Origin of the sequence: Neorhizobium galegae (assembly GCF_017877135.1) — a bacterium.
GTDB lineage: Bacteria > Pseudomonadota > Alphaproteobacteria > Rhizobiales > Rhizobiaceae > Neorhizobium > Neorhizobium galegae_A.
In genome coordinates this window covers 471,820-491,580 of record NZ_JAGIPH010000002.1, presented here as the reverse complement: position 1 = coordinate 491,580, position 19,761 = coordinate 471,820, and the positions used below count along the sequence as shown (strand labels likewise).

Here is a 19,761-nt window from a genome sequence, read left to right as displayed (position 1 = left end):
AAAATGCCGCAGGCCCTGTCAGGACTGCGGCATCTTTTTATTCAGCAAAGGGCGTTGAAGATCAGCCGTCGTTCTTCAGGTAGTCCACCAGCGTGCGACGTCCGTCATTGCCGCTGGCAACCGGCGTGGAGGCGCCGCCGCCCGAGCGCGGGTTGATCTTGCGGAGCGCCGTGGCCGGGATGCTGCCGGTGTGGCGTTCAACGATGATCATGTGGGTGATATCGCCGCGCTGAAAAGCCTTGAGGAAGCGGTTGTAATCGGCAAAGGCCACGCAGCCGTGGGAATCGCCGCGGGTGCGCAGCAGATAGCTATGGGCGAGAAGGCCGGTACGTCCAAGCGGCGCCACGCCATCGGTCGGCGTTAGCCGAATGGCAGCAACGCCGTGGAACAGCGTTTCGCGCATGGAGAGTTTGTAGGTGCCCGGCGGGGTGGGGCCGCGCATCTTCACATGGGTGAATTTCGGGTTGTCACGCATTTCGCCAATGCCCGAATGGGCTTCCAGCGTCTCGCCGTTCGGCATGTGCACGACGCCGTTGGTGATATCGTAGACGGCAATCTTGGCAGCACCGCGATCCGGCCACGGAACCGCAGGCGCAACGCTCTTCATCGGGTTTTCCGGGCGGGCGAAGGCGAGCGCCTTTGGCGCTTCTTCCTCTTCTTCTTCTTCGGCAACCGCAGGCACCGGCGCGCGCTGCGGCTTTGCGACCGTGCGCTCGGCAGACGGCGCGATGGCAAGCGCCAGCGCATTGGCCGGCGGACGACGCACCGGAAGCGGCCCTGCCATCGGCAGGCCATCATCCTCGTCAGGCCCGATCGCCTGGGCAACGGCAAGCTCTGCCGGGCTCTGCAGATCGGCCACTTCCACCTCGCCGCCCTCGACATTGCCGGCCGGGACGGCGTCCCAGGCGGTTTCAGTCTTCGGCGCGACAAGCACGGTATTTTCCAGCGCCGAGGCAAGAACCGTCTTCACGGCATCCTCATTCGGACGCTTGTCGGCAAGGCTTGCAAATTTTTTCTGGTCTTCGGCCGCCGCCAGTGCAACCGAAAGGCTGTCCTTGACGTTGTCGGCCTGAGCCCGTGCGGCGGCGAGATGGGCAAAGCCTGCATCCTCCAGCCGCGCCACCTTCGGCGTTGCGCCGGAAGAGAGACGCGAAAATTTCGAGACGCGAATCACTCGCGCGTCCGCGCTCGGAGCCATGAGCGGCTTCAGGTCGAGCGAGGCACGCATCTGGTAGCTAAAGTCGGCCGGCTGGATGCTTGCCATGCTGTGGACGGTCGCGAGCGCCCCGATCATCCAGGCACCCACTGCAAGGCCGGTTCCCACCAGCATCGTGTAGGTCAGGAGACCGCGCGAGGCGGGCGTCTTGGCTCGATATTGTGAGGTTCGTGGGACGGATCGCTCCGTCGCAAAAGCCAGTGCCATGATACGCTTCACCCTTTAACCGCTACTCGAACACGCGGCACAGAGCACCGCACACTTTAGAGAGACCAACACCGGGCATGGCGCATACCCACGGTCTCTGCCGAACAGCGATAGGATGACGACTTATGGTAACCAATGTGTTTACAAGGCCCCCTCTTCAGTACGAAGGCCATTATAAACGGATACGGCCGGAAGTTTAGCGAAAATGCGACAAAGGCGCGGCAAAGCCTCAAAAATGCCGCGCCGTCGCAATTTGCGGTAGAATTTTATGCTTTATCCATCGTTACGACGGATGTTGACGCGTTCGAAAAAGAACCACGGACGCAGCCGGACACCGATCACATTTCCGGCAAAGGCAGCAACGGCCCAGAGATATCCGTGCAGGCTGCCCGATGCGATCCCGGAAAAATAGGCCCCGATATTGCAGCCGTAGGCGATTCGCGCGCCGTAGCCGAGCAGCAGGCCGCCGACGACCGCGGCCAGGACCGAGCGCAGCGGAATATCGAGCGACGGGGCAAACTTGCCGGCCAGGGACGCCGCCAGCATGGCGCCTGCAATGATGCCGAAATCCATGACCGAGGTGACATCGGCAAAGACGCTTGCGGCAAGCGCCTTGGCATTGGCCGGCGTCTGCCAGTAGGCCCAATGGGCCACATCAATGCCGATCAGCTGCGCGCCCTTGGCGCCCCAGAGGGCAAAGGCCGAGGTGATGCCCCAGGGACGGCCGGCAAGGGCAAGCGTTGCAAAGTTGAGGACGACCAGCGCCACGGCACCGGCAACCAGCGGCCAGGGACCGCGCAGATAGCGCTGCAGACCTTGACGGTCACTTTCCGGCTCCTGTTCCAGCGCGCCGCGCCGGCGCCGTTCCACCACAACGGTCAGCGCTGCAATCGCACCAAATATCAGCAGCGACACGGCAATGCCGCCGAGCGCTCCAAAGCTCTGGAAGAGGGCTGTCGGCGGCAGCGCCGGCAGGCTTGCCCACCAGTTGAAATGCAGCGTGCCGAGCAGCGAGCCGACGATGAAGAAGAACAACGTCACCAGCATGCGCGCATTGCCCCCGCCTGCGGTAAACAGCGTTCCCGAGGCGCAACCGCCACCGAGCTGCATGCCGATGCCGAACAGGAAGGCGCCGGCCAGAACACCGACCCCGGCCGGCGAGATATTGCCGCGCACGTCATGACCGAACAGCGTGCCGCCGGACAGGACGGGGAAAAACAGAATGACGGCGAGCGCCAGGAGCAGCATCTGGACGCGCAGCCCCCGCCCCCGACCCTCGGCAATGAACACGCGCCAGGCGGAGGTAAAGCCGAAGGCGGCATGATAAAGCGAGATGCCGAGAGCACCGCCGATCAGGAACAGAGCGCCCTGGACGGGGCCGTAGGTGAAGCCGAGCGCCAGCGTTCCGGCCACCAGAACGACAAGCGCGGCAAGGCCCGGCGCGCCAAGCGGCGGCAGACTCGACGCGCCGGGCGCGATCGATGAATTTGCAAAGGTCATGACAATCTCCTGAAATTATGTGCTTCAGGTAGGGCAGAACTCCCGCTGGTTCGAGGCATCACCTTCCAACTTGCGCGCGGACTGCAGAAAGACATTCCACGCAAACCGCGAACGCTTGATCCCGCACGACAGGCTTGGCATCTTGGGCGATCATCACGCAGGGAGACGATCATGAAGGCGCTGCTGCTCATCGACATCCAGAACGGTTTTTGCCCGGGCGGCAACCTGCCGGTCGCAGACGGTGACCGGATCGTGCCCATCGTCAACAGGCTCATCGAGGAAGGATCCTACGATCTGGTGGCGGCCTCGCAGGACTGGCATCCGGATCATCATGGTAGCTTTGCCTCGCAGCACCCTGGAGCAAAGCCCTTCGACATGGGAACGCTGTCGGGAAAGCCGCAGGTGCTTTGGCCCGATCACTGCGTGCAAGGCACGCCGGACGCGGAATTTCATGCCGATCTCAATGTTGATGCCATCGACTACATCCAGCAGAAGGGCGAGAATCCGGCCGTCGACAGCTATTCGGCCTTTCGCGACAATGATCAGGCGGCCATCACCGGCCTTGCCGGCTATCTGCGCGCCCAGCAGGTGAGCGAACTCGACATCTGCGGTCTGGCAACCGACTACTGCGTCAAATTTTCCGCCCTCGACGCGCGCGCCATGCTGCCGGATGTGAAGGTGCGCTTCATTTCGGATGCCAGCCGCGGCATCGACGCGGCAGGCGTTGCCGCCGCCATTGCCGAAATGCGCGACGCTGGCGTCGCCATCGTGACCAGCAGCGAGATCCTCGCCGACTGACGCTTCACGGCTGTTGCGAATCGAACGTGGCCTGCGCACATCAAAGGCCGGTTTCAATCCTATGCATGATGATATCAGTATTCCTGTCTTGTCCGAAGGGCCCCAGCGCTTTACCAGCGGGGCCTATCGGGAGATCAGTCCATGAGCAGTTCATTTTTCCGCCAAGGCGCCAGAGCCGGAATGGTCGTCGGGTTTTCGACGCTGCCCTTCGGGCTGCTGTTCGGTGCCGTGGCCGTCGATGGGGGCATGACGCCCCTTGAGGCGACCATGATGAGCGGCGTCATTTTTGGCGGCGCAAGCCAGTTGGTCGGTGTCCAGATGTTCGGGACGCACGTGCCGGCCTGGCTGATCGTCCTGTCGGTGTTTGCGGTCAATTTCCGCCACATCCTTTATTCGGCGGCGCTTTCCCCGCATCTGCGTGCCTATTCGCCGCTCGCGCGCTTTTCCGCCCTGTTCTTCCTGACGGACCCGCAGTTTGCAGAAGCGTCGAAACAGGTGGACCGCAACGGAAAGGTCGAGCCCTCCTGGTATTTCGGCATGGCCTTCGTGGTCTATGGGCTATGGGTTGCCAGTTCCGCTATCGGTGCCCTGTTCGGGCGTCTGGTCGGCGATCCGGCCGCTCTGGGCTTCGACGTGCTTTTGCCGGTCTATTTTCTCGGCCTCGTCCTTGGCTTTCGCCGCCGCCCTCTGTTTTCCATCGTGGTGCCGATCAGCGCCACTGCCTCGATCCTTGCCATGCACACCGTCGGTTCGCCCTGGCATGTGAGCATAGGTGCCCTGGCCGGCGTTATCGCGGCCCTTGTCCTTCACAAACCGGCCAAGACCGCCGATGCCGGGGAAACCTCCTGATGGAACATCTGACCGATCTTCACACCGCACTGGTCATCCTTGCCGCGGGCCTTGCGACCTATCTGACCCGGATCGGCGGACATCTGCTCGTCAGTGCGATGACACGCATCCCGCCACGGCTGGAAACCGCGCTCAATGCGGTTCCGGCAGCCGTGCTGACCACGCTGGTGGCGCCCGCCTTTTTCGATGGTGGTATCGAGGTGAAGATTGCCATGATCGTGGCGCTGCTGGTCGGCCTTCGCCATCCCGGCCTGCCGCTGTTGATTGCCGGCTGGGGCGCAGCCCTTCTGCTGCGCCACCTTTTCCTGTCCTGACGGCGTCAGAGCGGCTGGGTGGCCTGTTCCAGCCAGGAGAGCACCTCCCGATCGGAGATCAGCGGCGACAGTTTTACCCGCACCGTCTGGTGATAGGCATCGAGCCATTGATGCTCTTCCTCGGTTAGCAGGGCCTTGACCACCAGGCGCCGGTCAATCGGGCACCAGGTCAGCGTCTCGAACCCCATCATCGGCAGATCACCGCCGGCGATGGCCTGCAGTTCGGTCACATAGACAAGGTTTTCGATGCGGATGCCGAACGAACCGGGACGGTAATAGCCCGGCTCGTTGGAGAGAATCATGCCGGGCAGCAGCTCCTGCGTCGACAGACGCGCAATCCGCTGCGGCCCCTCGTGCACGGAGAGATAGGAGCCGACGCCATGGCCCGTGCCATGGGCAAAGTCGGCCCCGGCCTTCCACAGCGCAATGCGCGCCAGCGGATCGAGGTCGCAGCCGCGCGAGCCCTTGGGGAAGCGCGCCAGCGAAATGGCGATCATCCCCTTCAGCACCAGCGTGAAGAATTTCTTCTGCTCGTCCGGCACCGCGCCGATGGCGACCGTGCGCGTGATATCCGTCGTGCCGTTGATGTATTGGGCGCCCGAATCGATCAGAAAAAGTTCGCCGGGCAAAAGCATCCGGTCCGTCTCGGTCGTTACCCGGTAGTGCATGATCGCGCCGTGCTCGCCGGCGCCCGATATGGTATCGAAGGAAATGTCCTTGAGCGGGTTCTGCAAGCTTTCGCCAACGCGGGCGCGAAATGCTTCGAGCACATTCACTGCCTTGATCTCGCTCACTGTGCCGGGCTGCTGCGTGTCCAGCCAATGCAGGAAGGCCACCATGGCGGCACCGTCCTGCACATGGGCGTCTGCCGAACCGCGAAGTTCCACGGCATTCTTGATCGCGCGCGGCAGACGGGCCGGATCGGTCGCCTCGACCACCACGCCGCCGGCTTCCTCGATGACGCGGGTGAGCGCAATCGACGTGGCATCGGCGTCGACATGGATCTTGGCGCCCCCCTTTGCGTGATACGCAAGACGGTCCGCGAGTTCTGCCGGATCGAGACGACGTGCGAGACCCTCCAGATGGCGCGCCGCCTCAGGGCCGAGCTTGCGGGCGTCGATGAACAGTTCGGCCGTGCCGTCGGCAAGCAAAATGGCCCGTGCCAGCGGATGCGGCGTATGGGGCACGTCGGCGCCGCGGACATTGAAGATCCAGGCAATCGAGGAGGGATCGGCAATCAGCACCGCATGGGCGCCCTTTTCGGCAAGCTCCTGGGCGATCGCCGCAATCTTGTCTGCCGCGGGCTTGCCCGCATGCGCCTCCTGCTGCACGGCAACAGCGCCCATCGGCTCGGCCGGGCGGTCCTGCCAGATCGCGTCGAGCGGATTGTGGTCCAGCATCACGAGGCTGCCGTCGCGCCCGGCAAGGGCGGCCGTCAGACGCTTGACCTCCGCGCCGCTGTGCAGCCACGGATCGATGCCGAGACGCAGGCCCTTCGGCGCATGGGCAGCAATCCAACTGTGCGGCGGCTCGCCGACGAGATCGCCGGGGGTGAAGGTCGCGGCGTCCACCTGCTGCACGAGCTGCGTCGTATAGCGCCCATCGACAAAAACGATCGCCTGCGACCGCAGAATAAGTGCCATGCCGGCTGACCCGGTAAAGCCGGTCAGCCACGACAGACGCTCGGCCGAGGCCGGCACATATTCCCCCTGGTACTCATCGGCACGCGGCACCAGGAAGCCATCGATACCGAGGGCATCGAAACGCTCACGCAGCGCCTTGACGCGCGAGGGACCGGAAGCGGGAGACGAGGTGGTGTCGAAGGACTGGAACATGGTTCAACTTTCGATAGGGGCTATTCCGTTCGGGCGCGATGTCACTTGAAATTGCCGCAGGGCCAAAAACTCAGGCGCCGTGGCGCAGATGGATTGTCACCCAGCCATTGCGCCAGATGGTACGTACATGGGCAAGGCCTGCGCCATTATAGGCGGCAATCACCTTCCACCGCTGCGAGGCCAGAATCCCCGACAGGATGACATCGCCGCCCGGTGAAAGGTGTGTTGCAAGCTGCGGCGCCATCTTGATCAGTGGCCGCGCCAGGATGTTGGCAATGATGAGGTCGAACGGGCCGTGGCGACGGAAGGCCGACGAGTGAAAACCCGGCGCGGTTTCCAGCGTGATGCCCTGAGCGATCCCGTTGAGGCGGACATTGTCCGCCGCCACCCGCACGGCAACCGGATCGATGTCGGTCGCCAGAACCGGGATAGGCGCAAGCTTTCGCACAGCGATGGCGAGGACTCCGCTTCCGGTGCCAAGATCAAGCGCATTGCGCAGCGGGTGCGCGCGCATGACTCGGGCAATGGTTTCCAGACAGCCGGCCGTGGTGCCGTGATGTCCGGTACCGAATGCCTGGCCGGCATCGATCTCGATGGCGAGATCCCCCGGGCGCGCCTTGTCGCGATCATGCGAACCATGGACGAGGAAGCGCCCGGCGCGCACCGGCTTCAGGCCCTCTAGCGATTTTGCAATCCAGTCGATATCGGGCAGGACCTCGCGCTCGATCGCAAGCCCCGGATAGGCCTCGCCGATGGTTTCCTCAAACCGCGCGCGGACCTCGTCCTCGTCGTCGCGCATCATGTAGACAGAGGCTTCCCAGCGGTCTGCCTTTTCGTCCACTTCCGTGGTGCCGATGGCAAAATCCTCTTCGCCGAAGCAAAGCGACAGAAGGTCAAGGATGTCTTCCGATTCGCGCTCGGTGACGGTGACGTAGAGGCGGATCTCACTCAAGGTCTGGTTCTTTCTGCAGCTGGCATTCCGCGACCGACATCCCCGGGCCGCTCGACACGAAGATCAGCCATGCCACAAAATCGTCGGCCCTATCAAGCAACAGCTCGGATCTTCACCAGGCGATCAGCCCTTGATGAGGTTTTGCAGCTTCTTCATCGCCGTATCCGCGTTTTCGCCATAGGCGATCGTGCCGGCAAAACGGCCGCCATTGTTGAGCAGAAACACCGAGGCGGTGTGATCCATGGTGTAGTCGCCGTTCGGATCCTTCTCGTCCACCGGCACCTTGCGGGCATAGACGCGGAACCCCTTGATCACCTCGGCTATCTTGGCCGGATCGCCGGAAATGCCGACCACGCGGTCGGTGACATTGGACACATAGCGGCCGAGCAGTTCCGGCGGATCTCGCTCCGGATCGACGGTGACGAAATAGGCGTTGAGCTTCGTGCCGTCCGGATCCACCTGGTGCAGCCAGCCGTTCAGTTCAAACAGCGTGGTGGGGCACACTTCCGGGCAATGGGTGAACCCGAAGAACAACGCCGTGGGCTTGTCCTGAAACGCCTTTTCGGTGATCGGCTGCCCGTTCTGGGCCACCAGCGTGAAGGGAACGCCAAACGGCCCCTCCGCAATATCCTTGTTGGAGCGCGTGACTTCGAGCGTCAGCCAGCCGAGCACACCGGCCATGACGGCACAGGCAATCCATAAGGCTATTCGGATGGTCTTCATGGCGAATGCGGGCTCCCGGCGGTCAAGATATCCCACCTCCTTACCCCTTGCGAGGGTGAGCCGCAATTCACGAACAGGATGTTGGAATAAAGCGCGCTGCATCGTCGCAGGCGAGTGCAGCAAGCCGCCTCATCGGGCACCTAGAGGCACCAGGCGGCAAAGTTCTGCGACAGTGCCAGATAGATCGCCGCACCATGCTGGATCCAGCCATAGGCGGCAAAACCGCAGGCGCCGGCGAGAAACAAGCCTGCCGCAAGCCCGAAAGGCAAATATGAAGGATAATCAGGTAACCGCATGGAAAGTTTCTAGCGCAACACTGCAGTTGGTTGAAGTTCCATTCGTCATATCAGGATTAGCGAATGTTTAACACCTGTTTGAGACAGTTTTGCTGCGCGTTGACGTAACGGCCGGTGCATGATGGCGCCTTTCAGGAGCCATATCGACGCAGCAAGCCTCCTTCTCTCTCCGCCAAAGCTTCAACAGGAACCAGCAGCACTCATGACCAGCACATACGGCAGCAGGACAATGTCGGTAAGCCAGCGCCTGATGACGCTCGGCGCCACGGCCTTTGTGGGCATGGGCGCGATCGTGGCGGTCGGCTGGTATCAGCAGGCGCGTGTCGAATCAGGCCTCAATCGGGCCGTCGTGATCAACCAGGATGTCGATCGGTTGAATGCACTGAGGGCCGACAGCCTCGAAATGATCCTGGCGGCCATGGACACCATCGTCGACAAGGACGAAGGACACGTTAAGCCCGAACGCCTGCAACTGGTTGCCGATACGGCGAAGAAACTCACCGAGGGCACAGCCGTCGTCACCCGGCTTGCCGCTGATGCCGGGCGCCCGGAGCTGGCTGCGACATTTCCAAGCGACCTTGCAAAAGCCGTACAGGCCATTCAGGTGGACCTGACCAAACTGGTTGAGACGCGCGGCTCGGATGAAGCCTTTGAAGCCATCGATGATGCGATCGACGCTGCCGGCGACAAGATCACCTCGACGCTCAGCAACATATCGACACTTGGAAGCGCCCTTGCGTCTGACAGCATCGACACGGTGCAAGGCATCTCCAGAAATTCGCTGTGGATCCAGTTTCTCTGCGGTCTCTTCTCCATGGCCGTGGTCGGCATCCTGCAGTTCATCCATGGCGGCGCCATCCGCCGCGGCATCCGCAACCTGAAGGACAGCATGCAGCGTATTGTCGCCGGCGACTGCCAGACCCCGGTTCCTGGGACCCAGGGCAGCGACGAGATCGCCGACATGGCCCGGGCGACGGAAATCTTCCGCCAGGCAAGCCTCGACAAGATAACGCTCGAGCAGCAGACGCAGGAAGAGCGCAGCCGCACCGAAGAAGCTACGCGCGAGCGCGACGCACTGCAGAAGGCGGAGGCGGAGGCGATCAAGACGGCAACGCAGGCGCTGGCCGCCGCCCTCACCCGCCTCTCGGAAGGTGACCTCAGCATCGTCATCGATCGGCCCTTCCGCGAGGATCTGGAGCCGGTCCGCGCCGACTTCAACCGGCTGACCGAGAAGCTGCGCCTGATCATGACGGAGATTTCCGGCAGCTCCAGCTCCATCCAGGCCAATGCCCAGCAGATGCGTTCGGCCGCCGATGATCTGGCCAAGCGCACAGAACAGCAGGCGGCAGCGCTTGAGGAAACCTCGGCGGCCCTTGAGCAGATCACCCGCACGGTGCGCACGGCAACCGAACGGGCCGAAGGCGCAAGCCAGATGGTGAGCAACGCCAAGGATTATGCCGAGCGCTCCTCGCAGGTGGTCACCGATGCGATGGCCGCCATGGAGCGCATCGAAGGTGCGACCGGCGAAATCGGCAAGATCATCAACGTGGTCGAGGAAATCGCCTTCCAGACCAACCTTCTGGCGCTGAACGCCGGCGTCGAGGCCGCCCGCGCCGGTGAAGCCGGTAAGGGCTTTGCGGTCGTGGCCCAGGAAGTGCGTGAGCTTGCCGGACGGGCCTCGGGCGCTGCCAAGGATATCAAGGCGCTCGTCACCCGCTCCAGCGGCGAAGTGCAGACGGGCGTAGCCCTTGTGCGTGCAACCGGCGAAGCCCTGCACCGCATCGGCGACGACGTCCTGAAGATCAACGACGATGTCGGCGCGATCGTGACGTCGGCGCGCGAACAGTTCGTCGGCCTGTCCGAGATCAATACCGCCATCTCGCAGATGGACCAGACCACCCAGAAGAACGCCGCCATGGTGGAGGAAACCAATGCCTCCAGCCATACGCTGGCCAGCGACGCGGAAAACCTCACCCGCCTGATGGGCCAGTTCCGCGTCGAAGGTACCGGACCCCGCGCGGTCGATACGGCAGCCGCCGCCGTCGTCTCGCGTCCCTCTCCCGCCCGCAGCCTGATGAACCGGGTTGCAGGCGCCATCACCAGCAGCAGCAGGCCTTCAGCGGGTGCAACCGCCGTCGCCACCAAAGAAAAATGGGAAGAATTCTAACCATGACGAACGCTATCAAGAAGACCGGCGCCTATCTCGAGATCGTCTCCTTCCACCTGGGCGACCAGGAGTTCTGCATCGACATCATGGCCATCCGCGAAATCCGCGGCTGGGCTCCGGTGACGCCGATGCCGCATACGCCGCCTTACGTACTGGGCCTCATCAACCTGCGCGGCGCGGTTATCCCGGTCATCGACATGGCCTGCCGTCTCGGCATGAAGATGACCGAACCGTCGGAACGGGCGGCAATCATCGTGACCGACATTGCCGGCAAGCTGGTCGGCCTGCTCGTCGAGCAGGTATCGGATATGATGACGATCAAGAGCGAAGACCTGCAGCCGGCGCCGGAAATCATTCCGGAAGCCCAGCGTGCCTTCTGCCGCGGCATCGTGGCACTGGAAAAGACCATGGTCTGCTTCCTGAACCTCGACACGGTGATTGCCGACGAGCTCGCCCAGGCCGCCTGATTTCGACGTGCCTGCTGCTGGATGAAAGACGCCGCCCCGGTCTTCGCGACCGGGGTTTTTGGCGTTAGGTCGCGGTCAGTTCGCCATTACTTCGGCTGGCCGTTGATCCATGTGACGGACTGGTTGAACAGCGGCACGGTGGAAATCGCCATCTTGGCGGAGCCGTCGGTCAGTTCGCGCGTGTGGATGAGATAGACCAGCGTGTTGTTCTTCTTATCGTAGATCCGGTTGACAACCATCTTCTTCCAGATCAGCGACATGCCCTGCTTGAAGACTTCTTCGCCGCCCTTCGAGAGCGAGATGTCGCCGATTTCGATCGGGCCGGTCTGGCGGCAGGCGATGGAATTGTTGGACGGATCCTCGAACCATTTGCCGTTCTTCAGCCGGTCGAGCACGCCGCGATCGAAATAGGTGACGTGGCAGGTGACGCCCTTCACCTTGGGGTCGGAGACGGCATCCACGATGATATCATTGCCCATCCAGTCGACGCCGACCTCACCGACCACGTCGGCAAAGGAGGGCGAGGCCGAGACCATGCCGCAAAGGGCAGCGGCGGCAAGAAAAAGACGGGCGCGCATGAACGAAATCTCCGGTGAGCGGTGGTGATCACGAGATAGGCATCGCAGACGCGAATGCAAGACGGTCTGCGCGCCGGCCAGCCGGTTCAGCGCTTGCGCAGCGTGCAGGCCGAATAGCCACCGGCATACAGCCTGCCGATCGTCATGCCGATGCGGGCCGCAATGTCGTGCGCATGCGCCGCTCCCACCGCACGGGCCATGGCAAGCGTCGCCTCCGCGCAGATCGCCGCGTCTTGTGCCGCGTTATGGTGCTGGAAAGTCAGGCCAAGATGGGCAGCCAGCACGTTCAGCCGGTGCGACGTCAGGTGCGGCCAGACACTCTTTGCCATCTTAACGCTGCAGAGATAGGACAGGTCCGGATAGGACTGGCGGTAAAGATCGAGGCAGGCGCGCCAGACGCTGAAATCGAAGGCCGCATTATGGGCAATCATCGTGGCGCCGGCAAAATCGTCGATGAACTCGTCCATCACCTCGGGAAACTCCCCGGCATCCTCGACATGCTCCGGCCGGATGCCGTGGACGGCGATGTTGAAGGAGGAAAAGCGCATGTCGCGCGGGCGGATCAGCCGCTCCTCGACCCGCACCACCCGGCCATCCTCGATCCAGGCGAGACCGACCGAACAGGCGCTGCCGCGCTGTTCATTGGCGGTTTCGAAATCGATGGCAATGGTTTTCAAGGGTGATGTCCGGACTGGTTGCTATGGCCAGCGTTCTATCCGGGCCGGCTGATTCGGCAAAGCTGTCTTGACGGCAGGCAAAGCGTCTGAGACCTTGGCCGCATGATCCGTTCGTGCACCCATCTTGTGATGACCCACACCATTCGCCCCGCAGGGCGTGTGGACGGTTGGCGCATGGCCTGATCAGTTCACACATCCCTGCCGGTTTCAGGCAGGGACCCGTCACATGGCTCTGCCTCGGCTTTCCTGAGAACCCGAGAGAGAATGATGCAAGACGAACCACCCGAACAACGCCCTGCCCCCTACGCCGACCTTATCATCCGCGCATCAAAGCCATCGGATGCGGACGCCATCACGACACTCGTCAATCTGCCGGGCTTCAGACGTGGAACGCTGCGCCTGCCCTACCAGCCGCTTGCGGAAACGGCCCGCCGCTTCAGCGATGCCAACCCCAATACGCATGGCCTCGTGGCCGAACGGCAGGGAGAGATCATCGGCCAAATCGGCCTGATGCGCCAGGCGGGCCGACGCGCGCATGTGGGGATCATCGGCATGGGCGTTCACGATGCGCATGCCGGACGCGGTGTCGGCTCCGCCCTGATGGCCGCCGTCACCGACCTGGCCGACAACTGGCTCAACCTGCGCCGTCTGGAACTTACGGTGTTTGTCGATAACGGAGCGGCGCTGGCGCTTTACCAGAAGTTCGGCTTTGCCGTGGAAGGCACCCACCGCGATTTCGCCTTCCGCGACGGCGCTTTTGTGGATGCCCATGCGATGGCTCGGTTGAAATGACTGCGCCAGCCGCCGCCTCATCGCCTCGCCCGCGCTCGGCACGTATCCCCGCTGGGGAGAAGATGCCGGCTGCCGATGAGGGGGCCGCTTGCCGTGCGGGACGAACAGAAAAAGCCCCTCACCCGCCGATCAGCGCCAGCCACTCGTCCTCGTCCATGGTCTGGACGCCAAGCTCAGTGGCCTTGGCCAGTTTCGAGCCGGCACCGGGGCCGGCGACCAGGATATCGGTCTTCTTCGATACCGAGCCGGCCACCTTGGCGCCGAGGCTTTCGGCGCGGGCCTTGGCCTCGTCGCGGGTGAACTTTTCGAGGCTGCCGGTAAAGACCACCGTCTTGCCGGCAACCGGGCTATTGCTTGCCACCGGCTGCTCGGCATCCTGCGGGGTCACCTCAGCCAGCAGGCGGCCGATGACCTCGACATTGCGGGGCTCCTTGAAGAACTCGACAATGGCGCGCGCCATCACCTCGCCGATGCCTTCGATGTTGTTCAAATCCGTCCAGGCATCGCCGGAGAGCGTCGCGGCCTCCTTCATCGCCGCTTCGAAGGCCGCATAGCTACCATAGGCGCGGGCCAGAAGCTTTGCCGTGGTCTCACCGACATGACGGATGCCGAGCGCAAAGATGAAGCGGTTGAGCGCGATCTGGCGGCGCTCATCGATGGCATCATATAGTTTGCGGACGCTGACCTTGCCGAAGCCATCGATGTTTTCGAGCTTGGTGAGGGTGGATGCCTCCTGCCGGGCCTTCAGCGTGAAAATGTCCGGCGCGGTGCGGATCTGCAGGGCGGGATCGTCGGCCTCGAAGAAGAAATCGATCTGTTTGGCCCCAAGCCCTTCGATATCAAAAGCATTGCGCGAGACGAAATGCTTCAGGTGCTCCTTGGCCTGCGCCGAGCAGGTAAAGCCGCCGGTGCAGCGCATGACCGAATCAAGCTTGCCGGTCTTCTCGTTGCGCTCACGCACCGCGTGGCTGCCGCAGACCGGGCATTTCGGCTGAAGCACATATTCGCAGGAGTCGTCGGGCCGCTTTTCCAGCACCACATCCAGCACCTGCGGAATGACATCGCCGGCGCGCTGCACGATCACCGTGTCACCGATGCGAATATCATGGCCTTCGGGGCGAATGCGTTCGCCGGAATTGCCGATGCCCTTGATGTAATCCTCGTTGTGCAGCGTGGCGTTGGTGACGACGACGCCCCCCACGGTGATCGGCGTCAGGCGTGCCACGGGTGTCAGCGCGCCGGTGCGGCCAACCTGGATGTCGATGGCCTCGACCGTCGTAAAGGCCTGTTCGGCGGGGAACTTGTGGGCGGTTGCCCAGCGCGGCGAACGGGAGCGGAAGCCCAGGCGCTCCTGAAGCGCAAGTTCGTCCACCTTGTAGACGACGCCATCGATATCATAATCGAGATCCGGCCGCTGAAGGCCGATCTCGTTGTAATGCGCAAGGATGTCGGCAACCGAGGTCAGCCGCTTCATCAGCGGATTGATCGGAAAGCCCCAGTCGCGAAAGGTTTCGACCATGCCCATCTGGGTCGTTGCCGGCATCGCCGACATTTCCCCCCAGGCATAGGCAAAGAAGCGCAGCTTGCGGCTTGCCGTCACCTTCGCGTCGAGCTGGCGCAGCGAGCCGGCAGCCGTATTGCGCGGATTGACATAGGTCGGCTTGCCTTCCGCCTCCATCTGGGCATTCAGCGCCAGGAAGTCGCTTTTGGCCATGTAGACCTCGCCACGTACCTCCACCACATCCGGCACGCCCTCCGGCAATCGCTGGGGAATTTCGGCAATGGTGCGGATATTCGCCGTGACGTTTTCGCCCGTCGTGCCATCGCCGCGCGTGGCTGCACTCACCATGCGCCCGTCTTCATAGCGGATCGACATGGAGAGCCCGTCGATCTTCGGTTCGGCGGTAAAGGCAATGGAATTGTCCGGCAGCCGGCCCAGGAAGCGATAGACGGAACCGATAAAATCGCTGACATCCTCATCGGAAAACGTGTTGTCGAGCGACAGCATGGGGCGGGCGTGGGTGACCTGCGAGAAGGTCGGCAGCGGAGCCGCTCCCACCCGAAGGCTTGGGCTGTCGGAGCGAACCAGCTGCGGGAAGCGCTTTTCGATCGCGTCATTGCGGCGCTTGAGGGCGTCGTAATCGGCGTCGGAAATCTCCGGCGCATCGCCTCCATGATAGGCAAGATCATGGCGGGCGATGTCGGCCGAAAGTTGCGCAAGCTCGGCTGCCGCCTGATCCTCGTTCAACGTCTCGACGGGGCTTTGTTCAACGGGCATGCGCTACTCTCCAACACAGCAAGGCCTTGGCGATCAGATCCTCGCCGGTGTCTTTTTACGCTAAAGCGGGGCCTCGCAAAACGGCAAAGCATGCCGATCCACTGTCCGATGCCGATTGTTTCGACGCCACGCGATTTTCCGGCTGTGCCTGGAACGGGCACCCAAAAAAACTCAGGCACTGCCCGACAGCAGACGGGCGGCAGCGGCGCGGGCCTCGTCGGTGACCGAGGCCCCCGACAGCATGCGGGCGATTTCCTCGGCGCGGTGTTCCGGCGCCATGGTGGCGACGCGGGTCGCGATCTTGTCGGAGCCGTCGCTTGCCGGCCCCTTGGAGATGAGAAGATGCGTTGCGGCGCGCGCGGCCACCTGCGGCGCATGGGTGACGGACAGCACCTGCACGGTTGCCGAAAGCCGCTTCAACCGCTGGCCGATGGCATCGGCGACCGCGCCGCCGACGCCGGTGTCGATCTCGTCAAACACAAGTGTGGGCGCCGAGCCCCGGTCGGCCAGCGCCACCTTCAGCGCCAGCAGGAAGCGCGACAGTTCACCGCCGGAGGCCACCTTCATGATCGGGCCGGGGCGCGTGCCGGGATTGGTCTGCACGTGGAATTCGACCGTGTCGATGCCGTCTGCCGTGGCAGCATCCGGATCGGCGGTGACATTCACCATGAAGCGCGCCCTCTCCAGTTTCAGGGCCGGCAGTTCCGCCATGACCGCCGCCGCCAGCGCATCCGCGCCGTTGTGGCGCTTTTCAGAGAGCGCACGCGCGGCATGGTCGAACTCTGCCTTGGCAGATGCTGCCGCCTTTTCGAGCTGGCCCAGGCGCTCCTCGCCGGCATCGAGTTCGGCAAGGTCTGCCACCATCTTTTCGGCAAGCGCCGGAAGATCCGTGACGGGTACCGCATATTTGCGGCTGGCGGCGCGCAGAGCAAACAGCCGTTCCTCCACCCGCTCCAGCTCGCGCGGATCAAATTCGGTGCGGCGCAGCGCCGCTTCCGCCTCCATCTGCGCGTTGGAAAGATTGTCGAGGGCTGCATCGAGAAGCTGCACGGTGTCTTCCAAGAGACCCGGCGCCTCATGGCTCTTGCGCTCCAGCCGGCGCACCAGCGAGGCAATCAGCGGCACGGGCGAGCCATTGCCGTTCAGGAAGTCGCAGGCCTCGGAAATATCCCCGGCGATGCGTTCGGATTTCTGCATGCGGGAGCGCTGCTCGGCCAGTTCCTCTTCCTCGCCGTCGCGCGGGCTCAAGACTTCCAGCTCCTCGACGGAGGCCCTCAGGAAATCCGCCTCGCGGGCCGCCGCCTCGACACGGGCGCGGTGGGTCTTCAAGGCCCGGTCGGCATCGCGCCACTGCCTGTAGAGGGAAGCAACCGTCGCCACCTCCTCGGTGAGGCCCGTAAAGGCATCGAGCAGGGCGCGATGCGCATCGGTATCGACAAGCGCACGGTCGTCATGCTGGCCGTGGATCTCGACCAGCAGCTGTCCCGCCTGGCGCATCAGCTGGACGCTCACCGGCTGGTCGTTGATGAGGGCCTTGGTGCGCCCATCGGCCGATTGCGTGCGGCGAAAAATCAGGTCGCCGTCATCGTCCAGACCGTTTTCGCGCAGAATCAGGCGCGCCGGATGATCGGCTGCAACATCGAAAACGGCGGTGACCTGGCCGCGGTCGAGACCGTGGCGCACAAGCCCGCCATCACCGCGCCCCCCAAGCGCCAGCGACAGACTGTCCAGCAGGATGGATTTCCCCGCCCCCGTTTCGCCCGTCAGAACCGAGAGGCCGCTTTCGAACGAAAGGTCCAGCCGCTCGATCAGAACGATATCGCGGATCGACAACTGGATCAGCATGATGTCCCTTGTTTCAGGCGCCGATCAGCTTGGCGCCGGCCCGAGAAATCCACGAACCGCGGTTCTCGCGCGGTTCCAACCCGCCGCCCTTCAGCAGTTTGAAACTATCCGCATACCATTGGCTGTCCGGATAGTTGTGGCCGAGCACGGCGGCTGCCGTCTGCGCCTCTTCCGTCACGCCCATGGCATAATAGGCTTCGACGAGACGTGCGAGCGCCTCTTCGACCTGATTGGTATTGCCGTAATTCTCCACCACGACGCGGAAGCGCGTGATGGCCGCCAGATATTCCTTACGTTCCAGATAGTAGCGGCCGACCTGCATTTCCTTGCCGGCAAGCTGGTCGCGGGCAAAGCGGATCTTTGCCTGCGCATCCTCGACATATTCCGACTTCGGATAATCGCGCACAACCACCGACATCGCCTCGATGGTGCGGTTGGAGGCCTTCTGATCCTGCGTCACATCGGAAATCTGCTTGGAATAGGACAGACCGACGAGATACTGCACATAGGCGGTATCTTCCGAACGCGGGTATTGCTTCAGATAGCGATTGCCGGACTGCACGGCGTCGTCATAGCGCGCCAGGCGATACTTGGTGAAGGTGCTCATCACCAGCGCCTTGCGGCCCCATTCCGAGAAGGGGTTCTGCTTTTCGATCGAATCGAATTTGCGGCTGGCTTCCGTCAGATTGCCCGCCTTCATGTTGGCGAGCCCCTGATTGTAAAGCTGCTCCGGCGGATCGGCGTTCAGACCGAGCTTGGTAATGTCGATGTCCGGGTCGGATTGGCAGGAGGTCACCAGCGTACCCGTGCCCACCAACAGCAGGGACACAAGCGCAAGGCGTGCGGTGTTCCTCAATCCAACAGACTTCGTCTCAGTCATTCGACACTTCCCGATTGCCACGCGATGTTACCTGGACCGCCCGAATTGGCGTTCTAGCCATAAAAGAAGCGGGAGAGCAACGCAATGATGGTGCTTTGACGCATTTTTGTGGCACGGCGGCACCCTGTCCCAAAAAGAAAGGCCGCCTCCGGGGAGACGGCCTTGCAAACCCGATCTATCAGTGCTCAGCCAGCCCAGGGAGCAAACTCAAGGCCGTTCACGGCAACGAATTCGCGCGCCCGAACCCGCTGGCTGCGCACCGGCGCTTCGACCACTTCATAGGCGGTCGGATCGCTCAGCAACGCCTTCAGCGCATTGGCATTCATCTTGTGGCCGCCGCGATAGGACCGATAGCAGCCGATGAACTGGGCACCGGCAAGCGCCAGATCGCCGACGGCGTCGAGCGTCTTGTGGCGGACGAATTCGTCCTTGAAGCGCAGGCCTTCGATATTGACCACCGAATCATCATCGGAAATGACGACCGAATTTTCCAGCGACGAACCGAGCGCAAAGCCGGCGGCCCACAGGCGCTCGACATCGCGCATGAAACCGAAGGTGCGGGCGCGCGACAGCTGATCGCGGAAAACCTGCGCCGTCAGGTCACCCTTCCAGGACTGGCGGCCGATGAGCGGCGAATCGAAATCGATCTCCACCTCGAAGCGCGTGCCGTCATAGGGGCGGAATTCCGCCCAGGAGGCACCCGAATCGATGCGAACCGGCTTCAGCACGCGGATGTAGCGCCGCTTTTCGCCGAGGTTGACGATGCCTGCCTGCTCGATGGCTTCGATGAAGGGAAAGGAGGAGCCGTCCATGATCGGCATTTCGGCGCCATCGACTTCGACCACCAGATTGTCGAGGCCGAGCGCATAAAGTGCTGCCATGACATGCTCGATCGTTGCGATCGACCGCGGCAGCGAGGTGCCAAGCACGGTGCAGAGATCGGTATTGCCGACATTGGACGATACCGCCCGGTATTCGGCGACCGACCCGTCCGCCAGCTGGCGGCTGAACAGGATGCCGGTGCCGGCTTCCGCCGGCTGGAAGGTGATCGAGACAGGGCTGCCGGAGTGTACACCAATCCCCGAGAGGCTCACCGGGGCGGCGATTGTAGTTTGGAAACCCAGAAGTCCGATCGTCATGTCTTGTGCCTTCTCATGCCCGGCCCCGCGAGCGGGGCGTCAAAGCCTTGACGTTTCGTTACGCTTGTCGCGTCGAAACATTGTTTTCTCAATTCTGTACATAAGCCGGGAGGGCATCCAAGCCAAATCACTGTTTCTTTCGCATTGTTACGAAGCCAGCGCGTTGATTTACCATGATTTTAAACGATACGCCGCAAAAGTGCGCGCTGCGCGGTCTGCGGCCCACAGTGGAGCTTGACGAAAGCCGC

Annotated in this window: 18 protein-coding genes; 6 read left to right on the top strand and 12 right to left on the bottom strand. The window is 62.8% G+C overall.

What is annotated here, in order from left to right:
• Positions 1-61 precede the first annotated feature (61 nt).
• Together J2858_RS09820 and J2858_RS09815 are read right to left on the bottom strand one after the other, a co-directional pair.
• Positions 62-1,423, bottom strand: coding sequence for a DUF2778 domain-containing protein (locus J2858_RS09820; RefSeq protein WP_245365693.1), 1,362 nt, complete (start codon positions 1,421-1,423; stop codon positions 62-64).
• Positions 1,424-1,696: 273 nt separating this feature from the next.
• A complete protein-coding gene (locus J2858_RS09815) occupies positions 1,697-2,923 on the bottom strand; it encodes a YeeE/YedE family protein (protein WP_210104608.1) in 1,227 nt (408 codons plus the stop codon).
• 171 nt (positions 2,924-3,094) lie between these two features.
• Between J2858_RS09815 and pncA the strand changes: the two genes are divergently transcribed.
• From pncA to J2858_RS09800, 3 genes are all read left to right on the top strand, one after another.
• Positions 3,095-3,721: a bifunctional nicotinamidase/pyrazinamidase gene (gene pncA / locus J2858_RS09810; RefSeq protein ID WP_210104607.1), complete on the top strand. Its 627-nt coding sequence runs from the start codon at positions 3,095-3,097 to the stop codon at positions 3,719-3,721.
• 141 nt (positions 3,722-3,862) lie between these two features.
• Positions 3,863-4,570 carry an AzlC family ABC transporter permease gene (locus J2858_RS09805; protein WP_210104606.1) on the top strand — a complete coding sequence of 236 codons (708 nt, stop codon included), beginning with the start codon at positions 3,863-3,865 and terminating at the stop codon, positions 4,568-4,570.
• Positions 4,570-4,884, top strand: coding sequence for an AzlD family protein (locus J2858_RS09800; RefSeq protein ID WP_210104605.1), 315 nt, complete (start codon positions 4,570-4,572; stop codon positions 4,882-4,884). The genes J2858_RS09805 and J2858_RS09800 overlap by 1 nt, the downstream gene beginning before the upstream one ends.
• A gap of 5 nt (positions 4,885-4,889) precedes the next feature.
• On the opposite strand, the gene J2858_RS09795 is transcribed toward J2858_RS09800, so the two are convergent.
• From J2858_RS09795 to J2858_RS09780, 4 genes are all read right to left on the bottom strand, one after another.
• Positions 4,890-6,719 (bottom strand): aminopeptidase P family protein, encoded by a 1,830-nt coding sequence (locus tag J2858_RS09795; protein WP_210104604.1) that lies wholly within the window; start codon positions 6,717-6,719, stop codon positions 4,890-4,892.
• A 70-nt stretch (positions 6,720-6,789) separates the two neighbouring features.
• A complete protein-coding gene (locus J2858_RS09790; RefSeq protein WP_210104603.1) occupies positions 6,790-7,671 on the bottom strand; it encodes a 50S ribosomal protein L11 methyltransferase in 882 nt (293 codons plus the stop codon).
• Between the two features lie 123 nt (positions 7,672-7,794).
• Positions 7,795-8,394: an SCO family protein gene (locus J2858_RS09785; protein ID WP_210104602.1), complete on the bottom strand. Its 600-nt coding sequence runs from the start codon at positions 8,392-8,394 to the stop codon at positions 7,795-7,797.
• A gap of 140 nt (positions 8,395-8,534) precedes the next feature.
• Complete coding sequence (locus J2858_RS09780; protein ID WP_210104601.1) at positions 8,535-8,690, bottom strand: hypothetical protein; 156 nt, start codon at positions 8,688-8,690, stop codon at positions 8,535-8,537.
• A gap of 202 nt (positions 8,691-8,892) precedes the next feature.
• Between J2858_RS09780 and J2858_RS09775 the strand changes: the two genes are divergently transcribed.
• Both J2858_RS09775 and J2858_RS09770 read left to right on the top strand, forming a co-directional pair.
• A complete protein-coding gene (locus J2858_RS09775; protein ID WP_210104600.1) occupies positions 8,893-10,857 on the top strand; it encodes a methyl-accepting chemotaxis protein in 1,965 nt (654 codons plus the stop codon).
• 2 nt (positions 10,858-10,859) lie between these two features.
• Positions 10,860-11,324 carry a chemotaxis protein CheW gene (locus J2858_RS09770; protein ID WP_210104599.1) on the top strand — a complete coding sequence of 155 codons (465 nt, stop codon included), beginning with the start codon at positions 10,860-10,862 and terminating at the stop codon, positions 11,322-11,324.
• A gap of 86 nt (positions 11,325-11,410) precedes the next feature.
• Here J2858_RS09770 and J2858_RS09765 read toward each other — a convergent pair whose 3' ends face one another.
• Both J2858_RS09765 and J2858_RS09760 read right to left on the bottom strand, forming a co-directional pair.
• Positions 11,411-11,902, bottom strand: coding sequence for a CreA family protein (locus J2858_RS09765; RefSeq protein ID WP_210104598.1), 492 nt, complete (start codon positions 11,900-11,902; stop codon positions 11,411-11,413).
• An 86-nt stretch (positions 11,903-11,988) separates the two neighbouring features.
• Positions 11,989-12,579: a 3'-5' exonuclease gene (locus J2858_RS09760; RefSeq protein ID WP_210104597.1), complete on the bottom strand. Its 591-nt coding sequence runs from the start codon at positions 12,577-12,579 to the stop codon at positions 11,989-11,991.
• A gap of 264 nt (positions 12,580-12,843) precedes the next feature.
• On the opposite strand from J2858_RS09760, the gene J2858_RS09755 reads away from it, so the two are divergent.
• The gene (locus tag J2858_RS09755; protein WP_348635467.1) at positions 12,844-13,371 is read left to right on the top strand and encodes a GNAT family N-acetyltransferase; all 528 of its coding nucleotides are present in this window, start codon (positions 12,844-12,846) and stop codon (positions 13,369-13,371) included.
• A gap of 118 nt (positions 13,372-13,489) precedes the next feature.
• On the opposite strand, the gene ligA is transcribed toward J2858_RS09755, so the two are convergent.
• The 4 genes from ligA to lpxC form a co-directional block, all read right to left on the bottom strand.
• Positions 13,490-15,649 (bottom strand): NAD-dependent DNA ligase LigA, encoded by a 2,160-nt coding sequence (ligA, locus tag J2858_RS09750; protein ID WP_210104596.1) that lies wholly within the window; start codon positions 15,647-15,649, stop codon positions 13,490-13,492.
• Positions 15,650-15,820: 171 nt separating this feature from the next.
• Positions 15,821-17,494, bottom strand: a complete 1,674-nt coding sequence (recN, locus tag J2858_RS09745) for a DNA repair protein RecN (RefSeq protein ID WP_210104595.1) — start codon at positions 17,492-17,494, stop codon at positions 15,821-15,823.
• Between the two features lie 13 nt (positions 17,495-17,507).
• A complete protein-coding gene (locus J2858_RS09740) occupies positions 17,508-18,374 on the bottom strand; it encodes an outer membrane protein assembly factor BamD (RefSeq protein ID WP_210104594.1) in 867 nt (288 codons plus the stop codon).
• A 185-nt stretch (positions 18,375-18,559) separates the two neighbouring features.
• Entirely contained in the window at positions 18,560-19,513 is a 954-nt protein-coding gene (lpxC, locus tag J2858_RS09735) for a UDP-3-O-acyl-N-acetylglucosamine deacetylase (RefSeq protein ID WP_210104593.1), read from the bottom strand.
• Positions 19,514-19,761: the final 248 nt, after the last annotated feature.

Coding starts and splice junctions, on each gene's coding strand:
- J2858_RS09805 (WP_210104606.1), top strand. CDS start 3,863: ATGAGCAGTTCATTTTTCCGCCAAGGCGCCAGAGCCGGAATGGTCGTC.
- J2858_RS09815 (WP_210104608.1), bottom strand. CDS start 2,923: ATGACCTTTGCAAATTCATCGATCGCGCCCGGCGCGTCGAGTCTGCCG.
- J2858_RS09800 (WP_210104605.1), top strand. CDS start 4,570: ATGGAACATCTGACCGATCTTCACACCGCACTGGTCATCCTTGCCGCG.
- J2858_RS09765 (WP_210104598.1), bottom strand. CDS start 11,902: ATGCGCGCCCGTCTTTTTCTTGCCGCCGCTGCCCTTTGCGGCATGGTC.
- J2858_RS09755 (WP_348635467.1), top strand. CDS start 12,844: ATGATGCAAGACGAACCACCCGAACAACGCCCTGCCCCCTACGCCGAC.
- J2858_RS09770 (WP_210104599.1), top strand. CDS start 10,860: ATGACGAACGCTATCAAGAAGACCGGCGCCTATCTCGAGATCGTCTCC.
- ligA (WP_210104596.1), bottom strand. CDS start 15,649: ATGCCCGTTGAACAAAGCCCCGTCGAGACGTTGAACGAGGATCAGGCG.
- J2858_RS09775 (WP_210104600.1), top strand. CDS start 8,893: ATGACCAGCACATACGGCAGCAGGACAATGTCGGTAAGCCAGCGCCTG.
- J2858_RS09820 (WP_245365693.1), bottom strand. CDS start 1,423: ATGGCACTGGCTTTTGCGACGGAGCGATCCGTCCCACGAACCTCACAA.
- J2858_RS09740 (WP_210104594.1), bottom strand. CDS start 18,374: ATGACTGAGACGAAGTCTGTTGGATTGAGGAACACCGCACGCCTTGCG.
- pncA (WP_210104607.1), top strand. CDS start 3,095: ATGAAGGCGCTGCTGCTCATCGACATCCAGAACGGTTTTTGCCCGGGC.
- J2858_RS09785 (WP_210104602.1), bottom strand. CDS start 8,394: ATGAAGACCATCCGAATAGCCTTATGGATTGCCTGTGCCGTCATGGCC.
- J2858_RS09795 (WP_210104604.1), bottom strand. CDS start 6,719: ATGTTCCAGTCCTTCGACACCACCTCGTCTCCCGCTTCCGGTCCCTCG.
- lpxC (WP_210104593.1), bottom strand. CDS start 19,513: ATGACGATCGGACTTCTGGGTTTCCAAACTACAATCGCCGCCCCGGTG.
- J2858_RS09780 (WP_210104601.1), bottom strand. CDS start 8,690: ATGCGGTTACCTGATTATCCTTCATATTTGCCTTTCGGGCTTGCGGCA.
- recN (WP_210104595.1), bottom strand. CDS start 17,494: ATGCTGATCCAGTTGTCGATCCGCGATATCGTTCTGATCGAGCGGCTG.